17 protein-coding genes and 1 riboswitch are annotated in these 17,859 nt (G+C 69.3%); of the genes, 9 read left to right on the plus strand and 8 right to left on the minus strand.

Annotated elements, in window-relative coordinates; translation table 11 throughout:
• Positions 1 to 15 precede the first annotated feature (15 nt).
• The 5 genes from ACWPOC_RS21775 to ACWPOC_RS21795 all read left to right on the plus strand — a co-directional run bounded on the left by ACWPOC_RS21775 (position 16) and on the right by ACWPOC_RS21795 (position 8,178).
• Positions 16 to 1,908: a VWA domain-containing protein gene (locus tag ACWPOC_RS21775; RefSeq protein WP_455409315.1), complete on the plus strand. Its 1,893-nt coding sequence runs from the start codon at positions 16 to 18 to the stop codon at positions 1,906 to 1,908.
• Positions 1,908 to 2,522, plus strand: coding sequence for a cob(I)yrinic acid a,c-diamide adenosyltransferase (cobO, locus tag ACWPOC_RS21780; protein WP_016691514.1), 615 nt, complete (start codon positions 1,908 to 1,910; stop codon positions 2,520 to 2,522). Before ACWPOC_RS21775 ends, cobO begins: the two co-directional genes overlap by 1 nt.
• Positions 2,519 to 4,894, plus strand: coding sequence for a cobyrinate a,c-diamide synthase (locus ACWPOC_RS21785; RefSeq protein ID WP_455409316.1), 2,376 nt, complete (start codon positions 2,519 to 2,521; stop codon positions 4,892 to 4,894). Before cobO ends, ACWPOC_RS21785 begins: the two co-directional genes overlap by 4 nt.
• Entirely contained in the window at positions 4,891 to 5,811 is a 921-nt protein-coding gene (locus ACWPOC_RS21790; RefSeq protein WP_120280202.1) for a cobalamin biosynthesis protein, read from the plus strand. The genes ACWPOC_RS21785 and ACWPOC_RS21790 overlap by 4 nt, the downstream gene beginning before the upstream one ends.
• 291 nt (positions 5,812 to 6,102) lie before the next feature.
• Positions 6,103 to 8,178 (plus strand): helix-turn-helix transcriptional regulator, encoded by a 2,076-nt coding sequence (locus tag ACWPOC_RS21795; RefSeq protein ID WP_455409317.1) that lies wholly within the window; start codon positions 6,103 to 6,105, stop codon positions 8,176 to 8,178.
• Positions 8,179 to 8,284: 106 nt separating this feature from the next.
• On the opposite strand, the gene ACWPOC_RS21800 is transcribed toward ACWPOC_RS21795, so the two are convergent.
• Positions 8,285 to 8,986: a haloacid dehalogenase type II gene (locus ACWPOC_RS21800; protein ID WP_455409318.1), complete on the minus strand. Its 702-nt coding sequence runs from the start codon at positions 8,984 to 8,986 to the stop codon at positions 8,285 to 8,287.
• 102 nt (positions 8,987 to 9,088) lie between these two features.
• Here ACWPOC_RS21800 and ACWPOC_RS21805 point away from each other — a divergent pair, with 102 nt between their 5' ends.
• Together ACWPOC_RS21805 and ACWPOC_RS21810 are read left to right on the plus strand one after the other, a co-directional pair.
• Complete coding sequence (locus ACWPOC_RS21805) at positions 9,089 to 9,610, plus strand: Rv2732c family membrane protein (RefSeq protein ID WP_230791433.1); 522 nt, start codon at positions 9,089 to 9,091, stop codon at positions 9,608 to 9,610.
• A 121-nt stretch (positions 9,611 to 9,731) separates the two neighbouring features.
• Positions 9,732 to 10,280 carry a hypothetical protein gene (locus ACWPOC_RS21810; RefSeq protein WP_120283630.1) on the plus strand — a complete coding sequence of 183 codons (549 nt, stop codon included), beginning with the start codon at positions 9,732 to 9,734 and terminating at the stop codon, positions 10,278 to 10,280.
• Here ACWPOC_RS21810 and ACWPOC_RS21815 read toward each other — a convergent pair.
• Genes ACWPOC_RS21815 through ACWPOC_RS21830 form a run of 4 tightly spaced genes read right to left on the minus strand, consistent with a single transcriptional unit; the run spans position 10,183 to position 13,472 of the window.
• The gene (locus ACWPOC_RS21815) at positions 10,183 to 11,013 is read right to left on the minus strand and encodes a cobalt-precorrin-6A reductase (protein WP_455409319.1); all 831 of its coding nucleotides are present in this window, start codon (positions 11,011 to 11,013) and stop codon (positions 10,183 to 10,185) included. The genes ACWPOC_RS21810 and ACWPOC_RS21815 overlap by 98 nt on opposite strands.
• A complete protein-coding gene (locus ACWPOC_RS21820) occupies positions 11,010 to 12,488 on the minus strand; it encodes a cobyric acid synthase (RefSeq protein WP_455409320.1) in 1,479 nt (492 codons plus the stop codon). Before ACWPOC_RS21820 ends, ACWPOC_RS21815 begins: the two co-directional genes overlap by 4 nt.
• 4 nt (positions 12,489 to 12,492) lie before the next feature.
• The gene (locus ACWPOC_RS21825; protein WP_268654437.1) at positions 12,493 to 13,263 is read right to left on the minus strand and encodes a CbtA family protein; all 771 of its coding nucleotides are present in this window, start codon (positions 13,261 to 13,263) and stop codon (positions 12,493 to 12,495) included.
• A gap of 14 nt (positions 13,264 to 13,277) precedes the next feature.
• Positions 13,278 to 13,472: a CbtB domain-containing protein gene (locus tag ACWPOC_RS21830; protein WP_006552982.1), complete on the minus strand. Its 195-nt coding sequence runs from the start codon at positions 13,470 to 13,472 to the stop codon at positions 13,278 to 13,280.
• A 32-nt stretch (positions 13,473 to 13,504) separates the two neighbouring features.
• Positions 13,505 to 13,623: riboswitch (cobalamin riboswitch) on the minus strand.
• 53 nt (positions 13,624 to 13,676) lie between these two features.
• On the opposite strand from ACWPOC_RS21830, the gene ACWPOC_RS21835 reads away from it, so the two are divergent.
• Positions 13,677 to 14,225: a histidine phosphatase family protein gene (locus ACWPOC_RS21835; RefSeq protein WP_455409321.1), complete on the plus strand. Its 549-nt coding sequence runs from the start codon at positions 13,677 to 13,679 to the stop codon at positions 14,223 to 14,225.
• Position 14,226: 1 nt separating this feature from the next.
• Here the strand turns inward: ACWPOC_RS21835 and ACWPOC_RS21840 are convergent, their stop codons facing one another.
• From ACWPOC_RS21840 to ACWPOC_RS21850, 3 genes are all read right to left on the minus strand, one after another.
• Positions 14,227 to 15,156, minus strand: a complete 930-nt coding sequence (locus ACWPOC_RS21840; protein ID WP_455409322.1) for a cation diffusion facilitator family transporter — start codon at positions 15,154 to 15,156, stop codon at positions 14,227 to 14,229.
• An 85-nt stretch (positions 15,157 to 15,241) separates the two neighbouring features.
• The gene (locus ACWPOC_RS21845; protein ID WP_174246991.1) at positions 15,242 to 16,405 is read right to left on the minus strand and encodes an FUSC family protein; all 1,164 of its coding nucleotides are present in this window, start codon (positions 16,403 to 16,405) and stop codon (positions 15,242 to 15,244) included.
• Between the two features lie 11 nt (positions 16,406 to 16,416).
• Positions 16,417 to 16,833, minus strand: coding sequence for a DUF3151 domain-containing protein (locus ACWPOC_RS21850; protein ID WP_064256541.1), 417 nt, complete (start codon positions 16,831 to 16,833; stop codon positions 16,417 to 16,419).
• A 79-nt stretch (positions 16,834 to 16,912) separates the two neighbouring features.
• Between ACWPOC_RS21850 and ACWPOC_RS21855 the strand changes: the two genes are divergently transcribed.
• Positions 16,913 to 17,830: an Rv0361 family membrane protein gene (locus tag ACWPOC_RS21855; protein ID WP_455409323.1), complete on the plus strand. Its 918-nt coding sequence runs from the start codon at positions 16,913 to 16,915 to the stop codon at positions 17,828 to 17,830.
• Positions 17,831 to 17,859 lie beyond the last annotated feature (29 nt).

Below are 17,859 nucleotides of genomic sequence, written 5' to 3' on the forward strand. Positions count from 1 at the left end.
TCCCAGCGGGAGCCTGTGGAGGTCGAAGTGCATGTGTATCCGTTCGGTGCGGTGGTCGGTTCGGACGACCTCGCGCTGGCCCTGACCCTGTGTGCGGTGTCGCCGTCGATCGGCGGTGTGCTCGTGCGCGGCGAGAAGGGCACCGCGAAATCGACGACCGTGCGTGCCCACGCCGCGCTGTTGCCGCAGATCACCGTCGTGGACGAGTGCCGGTTCTCGTGTGATCCGGCCGCACCCGACACGTCCTGTCCGGACGGCCCTCACCCTGCCGATGCGGGCGCGCATGTCCGTCCGGTGCGGTTGGTGGAACTGCCTGTCGGCGCGGCGGAGGATCGCGTCACCGGCTCGCTGCATCTCGGCAAGGCACTGGCCGACCGCACGGCGGAATACGAACCCGGCCTCCTGGCATTGGCCCACCGCGGCGTGCTGTACGTCGACGAGGTCAACCTCCTGCACGACCACCTGGTCGACCTGCTGCTCGACGCCGCGGCGATGGGTCGCTCGACCGTCGAACGCGACGGGGTCTCCGTCGAGCACGCCTCCCGATTCGTGCTGGTCGGGACGATGAATCCCGAGGAGGGCGAGCTTCGCCCGCAGCTGCTCGACCGCTTCGGTCTCGCGGTGGACGTGGCCGCGCCCCGCGACCCGCACGTGCGCGCCGAGATCGTGCGGCGGCGGATGGCCTTCGACGCCGATCCGGCCGGTTTCACCGCGCGGTGGGCGGATCGGGATGCCGAGTGGTCGCGCCGCGTCGTCTCCGCACGCGAACTCGTCCCGCAGGTCGTGCTGAGCGACGATGCGCTGGTCTCGATCGCCGAGGTGTGCGCGGCGTTCGACGTGGACGGCATGCGCGCCGACCTGGTCACCGCCCGCACAGCGATCGCACACGCCGCCTGGCGCGGCCGCCTCGAGGTGACACGCGAGGACATCGCGGCAGCAGCCCGGCTCGCGCTTCCGCACCGTCGGCGCCGCAACCCGTTCGACGCCCCCACCAGCAGCGACGACCTGCTCGACGACCTGCTCGGCGGAGACGACCCCGATCCCGGCCCCGACGACGATCCCGGTGGCGGCGAGAGCGCACCCGACGACTCGGCAGCGGAGACGTCCTCCGGCTCGGGCGACAGGTTGTCCACCACCCTGGCGTCGGCATCGGATCCCTTTCGCGCCAGGGTGTTCTCCGTCGATCGGGTCGGGCGCGGGGCGGCCGGCCGTCGGTCGCGGGCGGTCACCACGATCGGCCGCACAGTGGGCAGTCGCCGCGGCGACACCGGTCCGGTTCACCTCCCCGCCACGATCCGCGCGGCCGCCCTCACCGATCAGGGTCTGCAGCTGCGCCGCAAGATCATCGAAGGCCGCGAGACCAATCTCGTCCTGCTCTGTGTCGACGCCTCCGGGTCGATGGCCGCACGCAACCGGATGGTGCAGGTCAAGACCGCTGTCCTGTCGCTGCTGCTCGACGCCTACCGCCGTCGCGACATCGTCGGCCTCGTGACCTTCCGCGGCACGGGCGCGACCCTCGCACTCCCGCCGACGAATTCGGTGGACGTGGCTGCCGCACGACTACGAGAACTCCCCGCCGGTGGGCGGACCCCGCTGGCCGAAGGTCTGATCGAAGCGGCCGAGACCGTTCGACGCCATTCGCTCCGGGATCCACGTCGGCGTGCCCTGCTCGTCGTGGTCACCGACGGTCGTGCCACCGCCGGGCGGGACGCTGTGCAGCGTTCGCTCGATGCCGCAGACGTCATTGCTGCACAGGGAATCTCCTCGGTGGTGGTGGATTCCGAGACGGGACGGTTCCGGATGGGTCTCGCGGCCCGTCTCGCCGAACGCCTCGGCGCCGAATACGTGCCCGTCGGTGAGGTCGATGCCGACGCCCTCGCCGGTATCGTTCGGGAGAGGGCCGCCTGATGCCGAAGGGACAGCCCACCGTCGTACCCGACGACGGTCTCACGACCCGCCAGCGCCGCAACCGGCCGCTGCTGATGGTCAACACCGGTGACGGAAAAGGGAAGTCCACGGCCGCATTCGGTCTCGCGCTGCGGGGCTGGAACCAGGGCTGGTCGGTCGCCGTCTTCCAGTTCGTCAAGTCCGCCAAGTGGCGCCTCGGCGAGCAGACCGCCTTCGAGACCCTCGCCGACCTGCACGACGAGCGCGGCACCGGCGGGCCGATCGAGTGGCACAAGATGGGATCCGGCTGGTCGTGGTCGCGCAAGGAGGGCACCGAGGAGGACCACGCCGCCGACGCCCTCGCCGGATGGCGCGAGATCCAGCGACGCCTCGCCGCGGAGCAGCACGGCCTGTACGTGCTGGACGAGTTCACCTATCCGATCGCCTGGGGGTGGGTCGACATCGACGAGGTCGTCGATACGCTGACCTCTCGGCCGGGACGCCAGCACGTCATGATCACGGGGCGGCGGGCGCACCCGAAGCTCGTCGAGGTCGCCGACCTGGTGACGGAGATGACGAAGGTCAAGCATCCGATGGATGCGGGTCAGAAGGGCCAGCGAGGGATCGAGTGGTGAGAGTTGCACGTGTAGTCGTCGCCGCACCGGCATCCGGGCACGGGAAGACCACCGTCGCCACGGGTCTCATGGCGGCGCTGCGCCGCGCCGGCCACGTCGTGTCGGGCCACAAGATCGGTCCCGACTACATCGATCCCGGCTACCACTCCCTCGCCACCGGCCGACCCGGCCGCAACCTCGACCCGCATCTCGTCGGCGAGGACCTCGTCGCTCCCCTCTTCCTGCACGGCGCCGCCGGCGCGGACATCGCCGTGATCGAAGGTGTCATGGGGTTGTACGACGGGATGATCGGCACCGACGGATACGCGTCCACCGCCCACACCGCGGCCCTGCTGTCCGCACCGGTGATCCTCGTCGTCGACGTCTCGCACGCCTCCCGGTCGATCGCGGCGATCGTGCACGGCATGGCGTCCTACGACCGCGGCACGCGGATCGCCGGCGTGATCCTGAACAAGGCCGGATCGCAGCGACATTCGGACGAGGTGATCCGCGCACTCGAACCGACCGGCATCCCGGTGATCGGCGTGCTCGGTCGCGACGACGGCATCACCGTTCCGTCGCGCCATCTCGGCCTGGTGCCCGCCGAGGAACGCGACGAGGCGACCGCACAGGTGGATCGGCTCGCCGCGCGGATCGCCGAGCGCATCGACCTCACCGAGATCCTCGGTATCGCCTCGGCAGCACCCGACCTGTCGGCAACGCCGTGGTCACCGGGCACATCCACCGCGGACGGACCGGTGATCGCTGTCGCCGGAGGTCGTGCCTTCACCTTCCGCTACACCGAGACCGAGGAACTCCTGCGCGCACACGGATGCCGACCGGTGTCGTTCGATCCCCTGCGCGACGAACGGCTGCCTGCCGGCACCGCGGGGATCTATCTCGGCGGCGGGTTCCCCGAGGTGCACGCCACCGACCTCGCCGCGAACCTCCCCCTGCGCACGCACCTGCGCGCCGCGATCGCGGCGGGGGTTCCGACCGTCGCCGAGTGCGCCGGTCTGCTCTATCTGGGGCGGGAGGTCGACGGGCACGAGATGGTCGGCGCCCTCGACACCTCGGCACGGATGACGCCGCGCCTGACCCTCGGCTACCGCACCGCGATCGCACCGCAGGACACCCTGCTCGCCCCCGCCGGCACCCGCGTCACCGGCCACGAATTCCACCGCACCGCGATCGATCCCGGCTCGTCTCCCGCGTGGCTGCTCGACGGCCGGCCGGACGGCGTCGCGACCGCCACGGTGCACGCGTCGTACCTGCACACGCACTGGGCCGGACATCCCGATCTCGCACGACGTTTCACGGACGCCGCACGGGCGGCGGAGCCCGCACCCGAACCCACCTCGGCACCGGCACGTCGTCGAACACACGAACCCGACCTGCACCATCACGGCGACCGCGACGCGACCGAGGGGCTGGTCGACCTCGCCGTCAACGTCTCGCGCCGACCGCGACCGGTATGGCTCGACGACGCCCTGCGTGCCTCGCTGGACGCTCTCGCCCGGTATCCCGACCCGAGCGATGCACGCGCCGCCCTCGCCGATCGTCACGGCCGCAGCAACGACGAGGTCCTTCCGACGGCGGGGGGTGCCGAGGCGTTCACGTTGATCGCCCGGGCGCGGGCATGGCGGAAGCCGGTGGTGGTGCACCCGCAGTTCACCGAACCGGAGGCGGCACTGCTGGCCGCCGGGCATCGCGTCACGCGAGTCGTGTTGCGCCGCGACGACGGGTTCGTCCTCGATCCGGGTGCGGTCCCGGAGGATGCCGACCTGGTGATCGTCGGCAATCCGACGAATCCCACCTCGGTCCTGCACTCGGCGGACACGCTTCTGGCACTGACCCGACCGGGGCGGGTGGTCGTGGTCGACGAGGCGTTCATGGACGCCGTTCCCGGCGAAACCGAATCGTTGACGGGAGAGTTCGTTCCGGGACTCGTGGTGCTGCGGTCGCTCACCAAGACGTGGGCGATCCCGGGCCTGCGCGCGGGATACGTGGTCGGCGACGCCGCGGTGCTCGTGGATCTCGCCGCGCAGCAGCCGCCCTGGTCGGTGTCCACTCCCGCAGCGGCCGCGATGATCGCGTGCGCATCCGACGATGCAGTACGCGAGACCGACGTGATCGCGCGGGAGATCGCCGCTGACAGGGAGGTTCTCGTCGACGCCCTCACCGACCTCGGGATCCGCCTGGTCTCCCCCTCGACGGCCCCGTTCGTGCTGGCGTCCGTTCCCGAAGGAACTCGGGATCGATTGCGGGAGAAGGGTTTCGCATTGCGTCGCGGCGACACCTTTCCCGGTCTCGGTGACGACTGGGTGCGGATCGCGGTGCGCGACGCGGCGACCACGGCGGCGCTCGTCGAGACGTGGAGAACGATCCTGTGAAGCAGAGGGCACTCGGACTGGTGCTCGGCTACGCCGCCGACCAATTCTTCGGCGACCCACAGCGGTGGCATCCCGTGAGCGGCTTCGGGAAGTTGGCGCGCGCCGCCGAGGGCCGGCTGTACGCCGACCACCGCGTCGCCGGGGTGGTGTTCACCTCACTACTGGTCGGCTCCGCCGGCGCGTTGGGATACGTCGCCGACCGCGCGACCCGCGATCGTCCGGTGCTGTCGGTGACCGTCACGGCGCTGGCCACCTGGACCGTGCTCGGTGGTCGTTCCCTCGGATTCGAGGCCCGGACGATCGACGCCCAGCTCCGCGACGGCGATCTCGCCGCGGCGCGGCAACAGGTGACCCACCTGGTGGGCCGCGACCCGTCGCAGCTCGACGAGAACGGGATCGCGCGCGCCACCATCGAATCGGTCGCCGAGAACACCTCCGACGCCGTCGTCGCCCCGCTGTGGTGGGGTGCGGTCCTCGGTCCGGCCGGTCTGCTCGGCTACCGGGCCGCGAACACCCTCGACGCGCGCGTCGGTCACCGCACGCCGCGACTCGAACGGTTCGGCTGGGCCTCGGCCCGGTTCGACGACCTGCTCAATCTCGTCCCCGCTCGCCTCACCGCCCTGCTGGCTGTCGCACTCGGTGACGACGGCCGGGGCGCGGTCCGGGCGTGGCACCGGGACGCGCGTAAGCATCCGAGCCCGAACGCCGGTCCGGTCGAGGCGGCGTTCGCCGGTGCTCTCGGGATCCGGCTCGGCGGCACGAACGTCTATCACGGGGTGGTCGAGGATCGCGGCACGCTCGGCGACGGACCCACGCCGGTCCCGGAAGATATCGGCCGGACCGCGCGACTCGCCTCGAAGGTCGGACTCGGAGCCGTGGCGACGGCTGTCGCCGTCGCACTCGCACGTCGTCGATAATCTGCTCGGCATTTCGCCACCTCGACGGACAATTCCGTTCCGAAGGTGAAATTTCGGGGTGAATCCGTGTTCATTCTGTCCGAATACGTAACTCCGGTTACTGTTCGTGCGATTCGTACATCGGAAAAAGAAGTACGGAACCGTTGAGCAGGGGGAAGCCGACGTGGAGGTGTCGAGATTTTTCCTTACTGTCGCGGTCGCCTGTTCTCGGAATTGTCCGATGCCCCACGTCTGGTGATCCTCCGCGGCCACCGATTCTCGGGGAAGACGACACTTCTGCGGACATGGCTCATGACCGATCCCGAACCTCGTCGCGTCATTGCGTACGTCGGTCCGTCCACGGCGGATTCTGCCGCCGACCGTTATTGGGCGCGGATATTCGATTCCGTACGCCGTTGCATCGACACCGAAGCCTCGCGCACGAGCCGGGGATTCGACGCCCTCCGCACCGCCCTGTCGACCGCGGACACACCCGTCACCCTCGTCCTCGACGGCACGCGACTCGACGAGGACGTCGCCGAGGGCATCGGCACCCTGCTCGCCGACGAACCGACCCTGCGCATCGTCGTCGCGACGCGCACCACGAGTTCCACCGGTGCGGACATGCCCTCCGACACGAGGATCCTCACCTCCGCCGACCTCGCCTTCACCGTCGACGAAACAGCCGCGTACCTGCGTGATGCCGGTGTTCCGCAGGAGCGGTGGGTCGTGGAGCGGATCGTTCACCGCACCGGAGGGCTACCGGCCGTGATCGGCCGTCTCCCCGCAGCCCTGTGCTCCGCACCGCTCCCCGGAGCGACCGAGCTCGAGCGCCTCGTGGACGCGGTGACCGACTCGGTGACAGCGCGGACGATCAAGAACGAACCACTCCTCGCACACCTGCTCCGACCGGTTCTGATGTCGGCGATGACCGACTCGCTGACCTGCGCGTCCCTCGCAGAGTCGGGCGTGGACGCCCCGACCTTTCTCACCACCCTCGAATCCCTCGGCCTGGTCGAACCCGTGCCCGGGAACTCGGCCCGGGTGTACCCGGACGCCGTCCGCCGGTCGTTGTTGCGACGGGCCGTGAACGACCTGCCGGCAGAACCGACGAGGACCTACCTCGTGGTACCAGGGAGCCCCGATCGCGGATCGGACGGCGCTGCGAAGCTCGGGCAGGTCGTCACCCTACGGAGGGAGGGACGGTTCGCCGAGGCGGCGTCGATCTGCGACGAGCTCGCGTCGAGAGCGGCGTCCTCGTCGACGGCACCCGGAACGACGGTCGTCTCCGACGCTGCCTTCTGTTTCCAGGCCGGGCTGACCTATTTCTTCGCGGTGCGTCCGCACGAAGCGATGGGCATGCTGCGCCGCGCCCGTTCCGCCGGGGCCGGGACACCCGTCGGCGAAGACGCCGCCGCCGTACTCGGGCTCATGCACGCCCTACGCGGAGAAGGGCCGGAGGCACGCGCGGCGCTCTGCACCGATCGGACGCCTCGCCGGCACCACCGCGACAGCGCACGACTCGCGCACACAGCCGAGCAGATCGCGGCGGCACTGCTCGCGATCGACCGACTCGAAACCGACGTGGCGCTCGACATCCTCGTCGACATCGAGGCGTCCACGGCCCCGAACGAGTTCTGGGCCCTCGTCCTCTACGCACAGGGCTCCCTCGCGCTGCTCACCCACACTCCGATGGACGGGCTGCGGCGCATCAAGGCAGAGATCCGGAAGCACCCGGAGCTCCACGCGGGGTACAACGCGGTGCTCGTCAACGCGATACGCGCCGATCTCGAACTGGCGCTGGGCGATTTCGACCGGGCGCGGAATCTCGTCGCCGATTCCACCCACCTGTTCACCGCGCCCGTCCATGCCCGCATGCGTCTGCTGACGGGCGATCCGGCCGGCAGCGAAGCGCTCGTGCACCACTACAGGACCGATCCGATCTGCACGCCCCGCCAGGCGATGGAACTGGCCGTGCTCGGTGCCGCTGCCGCGTGCGCGCTCGGACGTGACAGCGAGGCCCGTCCTCACCTCGACCGGGCGATCGCGCTGTCGCAGCAGACCGGACTGTTGCGACCGTTCACCATGGTCTCGCCGTTGATGGCGCGTCATCTCGGCTCGCTGGGAGTCGCCCTGCCGACCGCCTCGGAGCCGACGGCGCTCGACACGGCCACCTATCCGAAGTCGAAACCGGTGGTGCGACTGACGCCGCGCGAACGTGCGGTCCTCGACGGGTTGATCGCGGGTCGCTCGGCACGCACCATCGCGAAGGCCGAATTCGTCAGCGTGAACACGGTGAAGACACAATTGCGGTCGCTGTACCGGAAGCTCGGTGTGAACTCCGGGAAGGACGCGGTGATCGCCGCCCGGCACCTCGTGCTCGACTGACGCCCGGGTCCGGCCGTCTCAGGGTGTGTGTTCGACCGTGGTCATGTGGTGGTCGCCGATACGTACCAGCTCCGACAGCACGTCGGTGTCCACGGTCGACAACCTGTCACGGAATCTCCCGCAGGTCCTCGATGCGATGGTCGAACTCCCCCTCGGTGTCGTCGACCGCGTCCTCGACCCGGCCGTTCTCGAGCGGCCGGTACACGAAGACCGTGTTCAGTCCGACCTCGCGGGCGGCCCGCAGATCGTAGGGATGCGACGCGACCATCGCGGCCCGGGAGGGATCGACCCCCAGATACCGGCAGGTGCGCTCGTACAGGAAACGTTCGGGTTTGAAGGCGCCGAACAGTTCGGCCGTGAGGATGGCGTCGGCCTCGAGCTGCTGGTCGCGGAAGAGCGTGATCATCGTGGCCATGTCCGTGTTGGACAGTGTCGCCACCACTGCCTGCGAACGGAGTTCGTTCAGCCCGGGCCGCACGTCCGGCCACGCCTCGAGGCGTTGCCAGGCCCGCGCCGTCTCGACGCGCACGTCCTCGGGAAGGTCGATCCCGAACTGCTCGCACACGTCGCCGAGTCCGTCGACGTAGGAGTCCTGCACGCGATACCACTTCTCCACCGACTGGTCGAGACGGAGGATGCGTTCGTAGTAGTCGCTCCTCCAGGCCCGCACCAGGTCGCCCACGGTCGCCGGATCGGCATAGGTACCGAGTGCCTCGGCCACCGCCCGGGTGACCGGGGTGTAGAAGTCCATCAGCGTGCCCTGCACGTCGAAGATGTACGCGTCGTATCGACTCACGCCCAGGAGCATGCCCGATCGTGCCGTCCCGAAACGGAGTTGCAGAACCCGCCCACCGATGTGGCCCGCGTCGCATACTGGGACCGAAGCGTCGCCGCGCTCCGGGGGTGCACCATGGACGACCTGGCGGAATTCCGTCACGATCTCGATCGCATCGAACACCGCGTTGCCGGTGAGGTGGTCGTCGGCCGCTCGCGGGTCCGGATCCTGGCCGGGTGCGTCGCGCTGCTGGTCGTGGGTCTGCTGCTTCCGCAGGCCACCTCCGTGACGTCCCTGACGGCCCTTGTGCGCTGGGATTCCGAGGCCGCCACGCTTCCGCTCCGCGTCTTCGATGTCTTCGTGGTGGTGTTCGGCATCCTCGTACCGCTCGTCGCATTGCTCCGACGGAGGTGGGGTGCCGCGGCGATCGCGATGCTCGGTTCGGGCGCGGCGTCGATGGTGGGATTGTTCGCGGTCTGGTCGCAGGCGGGAATGGTCGCCCACACCTCTCACGCACCGCACGTCGGCCTGTATCTGTGCTGGGGCGCGGTGATGGCATCCACCGCGGTGTGGCTGCCGGTCGTGCTCTCCACCGCTCCCCTGCGCAGCGCTCCTCCGGTCACCTCCGGAGTTCTGACTCCCCGGGACGATCACTGACCGCACCGTTCGCCGATCGACAGTGGCGCGCGTCACGCGTGCAGTGCAACACTGTAATCAGTGCAACACGCACAGCTTGATCGGTGCGACACGCACCAGGTCGCGTCCCGAGGAGGACATCATGCGACATTCACACATCCACGGATTCGGACGACCGGGCGGCTGGCAACAGGCCGACGTCCCCGACGCGAGCGATGCCGCCGAGTGGTTCGCCGGCAGACTCCCCGACGACTGGTTCACCGGACCGCCCGACATCGAGATCGACAGAGAGGAAATCTTCGTCGTCGGACCCCTCGGGGTGCCCGACGGCACGAGCGACACCGAGATCGACGGACGCATCGCTCGATTCCGCGAGACCACGCGCGCCGACCGGATGCGCATCGCCGACGAGGCCGAGGCCCGCTACGGCCGCAAGGTGGCCTGGGGCGTGAAGGCCGGCGACCGGACCGAACTGTTCACCCACCTCGCCGTCCCGGTCATGACGCGACTGCGCCAACCCGAACGGAAGGTGCTCGACACCCTCGTCGACGCGGGTGTCGCGCGGTCCCGTTCGGATGCGCTGAAGTGGACCGTCAGGCTCGTGGGGCAGCACTCGGAGCAGTGGCTCCGGGAACTGCGCGAGGCGATGAAGAAGGTCGACGATCTGCGTTCCGAAGGTCCGCAGGTCTGATCTCCGCGCTCCGGAGGACCCATTCCCGCGCTGCCGCCACGGTCTCCACCGTGGTGACACCGCGAGGTGCGGGCGGGCGGCGTACGACGATCACGCGCACGCCCAGTTCGTCGGCGGCGTCGAGTTTGCCGCGGGTGAGCGAGCCACCCGAATCCTTCGCGACGAGGGTGTCGATCCCGTTGTCCAGCAGCAGTTTCCGTTCGTCAGTCGCTGGGTAGGGGCCGCGTCCGAGCAGCACCGACCAGCCCGGTGGCAACTCGGTCGTCAGCGGGTCGACGACGCGGACGAGCACGTCGTGCGCGGCGAGCGGCCCGACGAAGCGGTCGAGGGTCTGCCGTCCGGTGCTGAGGAAGATCCTCCGGCCGGTCGCGGCGACGTGCGCGGCGACGTCGTGGTCGTCGACCCACGTCCACAGGCCGTCCTCGTCGTGCCAACCGGGTCGTTGCAGGCGCACCAGCGGAACGTGCGCGGCGGTGCATGCCGTCGCGGCGTTCGCGCTGATGCCCGCGGCGAACGGATGGGTGGCGTCGACGACGGCTCGGATACCGCGCTCGGTCAGGTACCGGGCGAGACCGTCCGCGCCGCCGAACCCTCCGATGCGCACCGGACCGACGGGCAGGCGGGGATTGCGGACCCGGCCTGCCAGGGAGGATTCGAACGCGATGTCCGTGCCGTCCAATGCCACGGCGAGGGAACGGGCTTCCCCCGTTCCACCGAGGATGAGGACCGTCACCGAAGGGTTCCCCTCAGCACGGGCAGGGTTCGCTCGTCGGAGAGCATGGCGAGCAGAGCGTCCATGTCGAGATGTTCGTCGACGAGGTCCGCGAGCGCCTCGATGCGGGCCTCGCGTGCTGCCGGGAAACTCACTTCCCCGGTGCGGATCTCGCGGCCCACTGCCGCAGCGACCTCGCGCAACCATGCCCGGCGCACCGCGTCCCCTTCGAGGGCGCCGTGCCACATGGTGCCGAACACCGAGCCCACACGGGTGCCACCGAGGAAGTCGGTGCCACCATCGACGGTGACGCGTCCGTGGTGGATCTCGTAGCCGGAAGCGGCCGCGTCCAACGCCGCGCCCCTCGGTAATCGGAGAACCTTCTCGTGTGCGAATTCGGTTCGGACGGGGAGTAATCCGAGACCCGGCTCGCTCGCACCGGGCACACCTTCGACACCGTGCGGGTCGTCGATGTGCGTGCCGAGCATCTGGAATCCGCCGCAGATACCGAGGACCGGTCCATCCCGGCGGGCGTGGTCGACGATCGCGGTGTCGAGTCCTCGCGAGCGCAGCCACGCGAGATCCGCGAGTGTGGCGCGTGTTCCGGGCACGATCACGACGTCGGCACCGGCGAGCGCTCGCGGGTCGTCGACGAAGCGGACCCGCACGTCCGGTTCGAGGCACAACGCGTCGACATCGGTGAAGTTGCTGACCCGCGGCAGCATCACGACGGCGATGCTCAGTGCGCCGTCACCGTCGTGTGCGGGGCGGGAGGTGAGGGCGAGCGAATCCTCGGAGTCGAGCCACAGCTCGCGTTGCCACGGCAGCACGCCGAGCACCGGGCGGCCGGTGACCCGTTCGAGCGAGTCGAGTCCGGGTTTCAGGAGCGAGACGTCGCCGCGGAACTTGTTGATCACGAAGCCGCGGATCAACTGTTGATCCGCGGCGTCGAGCAGGGCCAGCGTCCCGTACATCGAGGCGAACACGCCACCACGGTCGATGTCGCCGACGACGACGGTCGGCATCGAACCGTGTTGCGCCAGGCCCATGTTCACGTAGTCGTGGTCGCGCAGATTGATCTCGGCCGCGCTTCCGGCACCTTCGCACACCACCACGTCGAACCGGCGACGGAGATCGTCGAAGGCGCCGAACGCCGCGTCGGCGAGATGCTGTCGCCCACCGGCGAACTCACCTGCCTCCAGCGATCCGGCGGGGCGCCCGAGAACCACGACGTGGCTGCGCCGGTCGCTGCCGGGTTTGAGCAGCACCGGGTTCATCGCGGCCTCGGGGATCGCACGGGCGGCCACCGCCTGGATCCACTGGGCGCGCCCGATCTCCGCGCCCTCGCTCGTCACCATCGAGTTGTTCGACATGTTCTGCGCCTTGAACGGCGCGACCTTCAGGCCGCGCCGCGCCATGGATCGGCAGATCCCGGTGACGACCACGGATTTCCCTGCATCCGAGGTCGTTCCGGCGACGAGCAGACCCGAACCCATGTCGTCAGGCCGGGATCGTCACGCGACGGGAGGCGCGTTCGGTGAGGTAGGCGAAGACCACACCGAGCACCGCCCACAGGGTGAGCTGCACGGTGAACGACGCGACCCGGAACTCCCACAGCAGCGTCGCGGGGAAGCCCTCCCCCACCTCGTCGATTCTCGGCAAGGCGAGATATCCGAGACCCACCACGACGAGGAAGGCGACCGCTGGGCCTGCGATGCGGACGGTGTGCAGGTCCTGGGCGGCCAGGGCCTTCGCCACCGCGACGGCCACGGCGATCGCGACGAGTCCGAGAGCGACCGAGGCGAGCCACAGCAAAGTGCGTTGATCGATCGTCTCGGGATCACCGACGGCCGGCGGATTCGCCGGGTACTTCACGAACGGGACGGCCTCGACGGCGAGCCACGCTCCGGCCGCCCCGAACAATCCGAGCTTCCAGCCCGGCATGTCGGTGAGGCGACGCGCGAAGTGCAACACCGACGCGTAGAGGGCGCCGAGCGCGAGACCCGCGAGGGTCGTCGCGAGGAACAGTCCGGCCTTCTGACCGGTACGGTCGACGAGCGCATCCTCGCCGTGACTGTGACCGTGGGATTCCCCGGTGGTCGCAGCGTGGTCGTGATCGTGCGAATGCGCTTCGCCGGCAGCTTCTTCGAGCGCGATCGCGGATTCGATGTGGGGTTCGCCGACGACGAAGGCGACACCGCCGGCGAGCAGACCCGCGACGAGTCCGGCGAGCAGGCCCCTCAGCAGCAGGTGGAGGTAGGTTCCGGGCATCGTGGTCCCCGTTCTCAATGGCACGGAAGACCGAGGAGGTGCCGGCCGTCGTGCATCAGTTCGTGCATGAACATGCCGGTGCGCGAGATCGCGCCCTGATCGAATCCGACCAGGTAGAGAACGAGAAATGCCGCGACGATCACTGCAGCGAGAGCGACTGCGAGTGCGGCGGAGCCGAGCGACTCGTCGGGGGTATGGACAACAGCCATGACAATCCTCCTGGGATTTCGCGTCCCATTCGATTCCGTCATGTGCCGCGGGAGTTTTCTGGCTTCCGGAGATTTCGAGATCTCCGGTTACAGTGGCGCGACCGCTCCGGTTTCCCACCGGATTGCCTACACCTCGGCACATCTTTACCGACGCACCTTCGCACCGTGCGGTCTGCGATGTCAAGCGGAGAGGACGTACCTGCCGTGACCCGATTGTTCTTCGTCGCACACGCTTCCACGCGTGCGACGGAACAGGCCCGATTTCCGTGCGACGAGTCGATCTCCGAACGAGGCAGCCGCGAACTCGGACGCGTCGCGGTGCCGGTCGTCGACCGGTGGGTGTGTGCGCCCGAGCGACGCGCGGTCGACACGGTCCACGCCTTCGGCGTCCCCGCCGAGATCGACTCCGCTCTGCGCGAGCTCGACTACGGCAGGTGGTGCGGGGCGGGGTTGGACGAGCTGCCCGAGAGCGACCTGGCGATGTGGCTGACCGAGCCGGCTTCGGCACCGCACGGCGGCGAGTCCGTCGAGGACCTCATCCGCCGGATCGGCACCTGGCTGGCCGCCCAGGACGACAGCTACGAACGTGTCGGGGTGGTGACACACCCGGCGGTCGTGCGGGCCGCGACGGTGTGCGCTCTCGACGCTCCGGCGTCGTCGTTCCGGAGGGTCGACGTGGGACCGCTGGACGTCGTCCGGCTCTACGGCGGGCCGGGTCGGTGGACGTTGCGGCCGAACCGATTCGCGCGATGAGCTACCAGGTGACGTCCTTCTCGCACTGCTTACCGTCGATCGTCGACTCCACCTGGACGGTGGCGTGTTCGAGCCCGTGCGACGACAGCGCGGTGCGCGCCGAGTCGAGGATCCACTGCGGGTCGTGGTCGCTGACGAGATGCACGGTCGCCACGTCCATGCCGGTGGTCAGCGTCCACACGTGCAGGTCGTGCACGCCGCACACGCCGGGCAGCGCGAGCAGGTCGGTGCGCAGGAGGTCGACGTCGAGATGTGCGGGCGAGGTCTGCGTGAGGATGCGCAGCGACTCCGCGGCCAGTCGCAGCGCGCGCGGTACGACCCACAGGGAGATGAGCACACCGACGACGACGTCGGCCAGGCTCCAGCCGAAGATCATGACGAGTGCGCCCGCGATGAGGACGCCGACGGATCCGACGGCGTCGGCGAGCACCTCCATGTAGGCGCCGCGCACCGCGATGCTGTCCTTCGCGTCGGCCCGCAGCATGAGCATCACGACGATGTTGGCGGCCAGTCCCGCGAGGGCGGTGACGATCATGGGCAGGCCGGGAAGTTCGGGGGCGTCGCCGATGCGGTCGATCGCCTCGTAGAACACCCAGCCGGCGACGCCGAGCAGCAGCACCGCGTTGACCATCGCGGTGAGGACCTCGGCGCGGTGCCAGCCGAAGGTGCGCGACGCCGCGCTGCTCCCTCGCCGGGCGAGGATGAGGGCGACCATGCCCATGGACACCCCGACGACGTCGGTGAGCATGTGGCCCGCGTCGGCGAGCAGGGCGAGGGAGCCGATCAGGAGACCGACGAGAGCCTCGAGGACGAAGAACGCTCCGAGGATGCCCAGCGCGAAGGCCATGCGCCGGATGACGGCGCGCGTGGGACCGGCGCCCTGACCGTGACCGTGACCGACGCCGTGTGAGTGCCCGTGACCCGAACCCATCGAACTCCCTCTCCGAACCTCGGGCCATCGTATGCACGAATGTGCATATGTTCAACGGCTACGTGCCCGGCGAGATCGGAGGGACTTATTCGTCCGGGTCGTAGGCCGGATGTTCGACGGTGGGAGGAAGAGTCGCGATCGCGGTGATCCGCTTGAGTCCGGCGGTCCGCAGCAGGTCGACGATCAGCGACCTCATCTGCGCGAACACCACCGTCGCCGACACTCCTGCCCCGGCGATGAGTTCGGGATCCATCTTCTTGGCGATGCTGCGCAGGACACGCGCGGCCTCGGCCTGGTCGGGCTGCTCCCCCGGCTCGGCCAGAACCATCTCGCGAAGGACGTCCACCGCGTCGGCTACCTCGACGAAACGGTGCACCAGTCGCGAGTCGAGGATCTCGTCGTCGCGGACGAGAGTCAGGGAACGTCGCGCGAGCACGCGGATGTTGCGCATCGCGTGATCGATCGGGTCGGCGGCAGCCGTCAGGACCGCGAGACGCTTGCGGCTGTTCCAGTACAGCGGCGAGACTCGGCTGATCTCTCTGCCGCCCTTGAGGTTGGACCGCATCGCGTCGATCGCGGGCTGGGTGGCGCGGGCCTGTCGCAGCGCTTCCTCGATCGGTTTCGCATTGTTCTCCACGAGACCGGACTCCACCTTGCGCAATACCTCGCTCGCGGTGGCGAGGATCTCGGCGGCGTTGCGGCGCGCCCGCCGCACGGGATGCGTGGGAATGAGCGCAACCACTGCAATCCCTGTGAGCCCGCCGATGAGAGCGTCGACCATACGGTCGACACCCCCCGTGCCGCCGGGCGGCAGAAGGGTGGCGACGAGCACCGCGGAATTACCCGCCTGCATCGAGAAGATCGGGCCGCTGTCGAGCGCCACAGCGGTACCCATCGCCATGATCACGACCAGTGCGATCTGCCACGGTCCGCTGCCGATCAGCGAGACGAGCAGGTCGCCCACGCCGATCCCGACGGTCACACCGCAGACGAGTTCGACGGAACGCCGCAACCGGGCGCCGAGACCGAGCCCGAGGGAGACGACTGCCGCGATGGGCGCGAAGAAGGGCTGCTGGTGCCCGACCAGGTCCTTCGCGACCCACCACGCCAGACCCGCCGCCAGCGCGCACTGCACGATCGGCAGCGCCGATGAGCGCAGCCGTTCGAACGAGTCGGTCAGGCGATTACGAGCTCCCTGACGGGTGGGTCGACGCCGGGTCGCCGCGGACAGTCTGTTCGACACAGACATGTACGGGGCGTCTATTCGACGCCGAGTTCTTCCGCTGCCCGCGGGTCGCAGTCCTCGAGCAGGTCCAGGCAGCGGGCGTGCTCGTCCGACTCACCGATGGTCCGGGCTGCCCGGGCGAGCACGGCGACGCAGCGCAGGAAACCGCGGTTGGGTTCGTGGCTGTAGGGCACGGGACCGAAGCCCTTCCAGCCGTTGCGGCGCAGCTGGTCGAGGCCGCGGTGGTATCCGGTGCGTGCGTAGGCGTAGGCCTGGATCGTCTCGCCGCGGTCGAGTGCGGCCTCGGCGAGATACGCCCATGCGATCGAGGCGGTGGGATGGTCGGCTGCGACCTTCGCCGGGTCCTCGTTGTTCAGCAGGGCCGACTCCGCGTCGTCGTCGCCGGGGAGAAGGGTGGGCTGCGGTCCGAGAAGATCACCGAAAGACGTCATGGGGTCATTGTGCCCTTCCGTGGCGAAGGCTCGATAGAGTCCCCGGGTAACCGCAGGCCGTCGAGCGAGGTGCAGCACGTTGTCGGACCCGAAGAACGAAGAGTCACCCGAGCAGACTTCGACGACCCCTTCTGTCGGAACACCGGACGAGAGTACGGAGAACGAACCCGCCCTCGAGCCGGCTGAGCAGGTCTCCGAGGAAGCGGAGCAAGTCTCCGAGGAACCGGAGGAGCCGACCACCGATGCGGCGTCCTCGGATGAGGACACGAGCAGCGACGAGCCGGAACAGGCTGCAGACGAGAACGTCGCGACGGACGAGACCGTGGCGCTTCCAGTCGCCGAACCCGAGACCGCCGAGTCCCGCCCGGACCCCGAATCCGAGCCCGCGTCCGATGCCACCTCCGCCGCCGATGCGCCCACGGTGCAGATCCCGGTCCGCAGCCACGTGCCGAAGGCGCCGCCGCAGCGCATCGCTCCGCGCGGTGAGGAACCGACGGTTCAGCCCGAACCCGTCCGCGTCGCCGTCCAGCCCACGCCCACGCGCATCCCGCCGGCCCGCGACAAGAGTCGCGGACGCCGGCTGATCGCCGCCGGAGCAGCGGCCGTGCTGGTGGTCGTGGCGATCGTCGCGGCCGGGGTGATCGTGTTCCTGAAGGACCGCGCCGACAACTCCCCCGAGAGCCGGATCCGTTCGAGCATCGACACCTTCGTCGGAGCACTCGAATCGGGCGACCTCACGACCCTGCGGGAGTCGACCTGCGGAGCGCTCTCCGACTTCTACGAGACGGTCGATCCGGAGAACTTCCGCGACATCCACCGGCTCGCCGTCGAACAGGGCGAGATCCCGGTGGTGACGAGCGTCGACCGCATCCAGATCACCGAGGGCACCGCCATCGCGCAGGTCACCGCGCACACGGTGAACGATCCCGGCGATGTCACCGACCGCACCTTCGACCTCACGCTCGACGGCGAGCAGTGGAAGGTCTGCAGCGAATAACGGAACAATGCCGGCGACGAGTGCGCAGA

The sequence above is a fragment of the Rhodococcus sp. 5G237 genome (genome assembly GCF_053764735.1).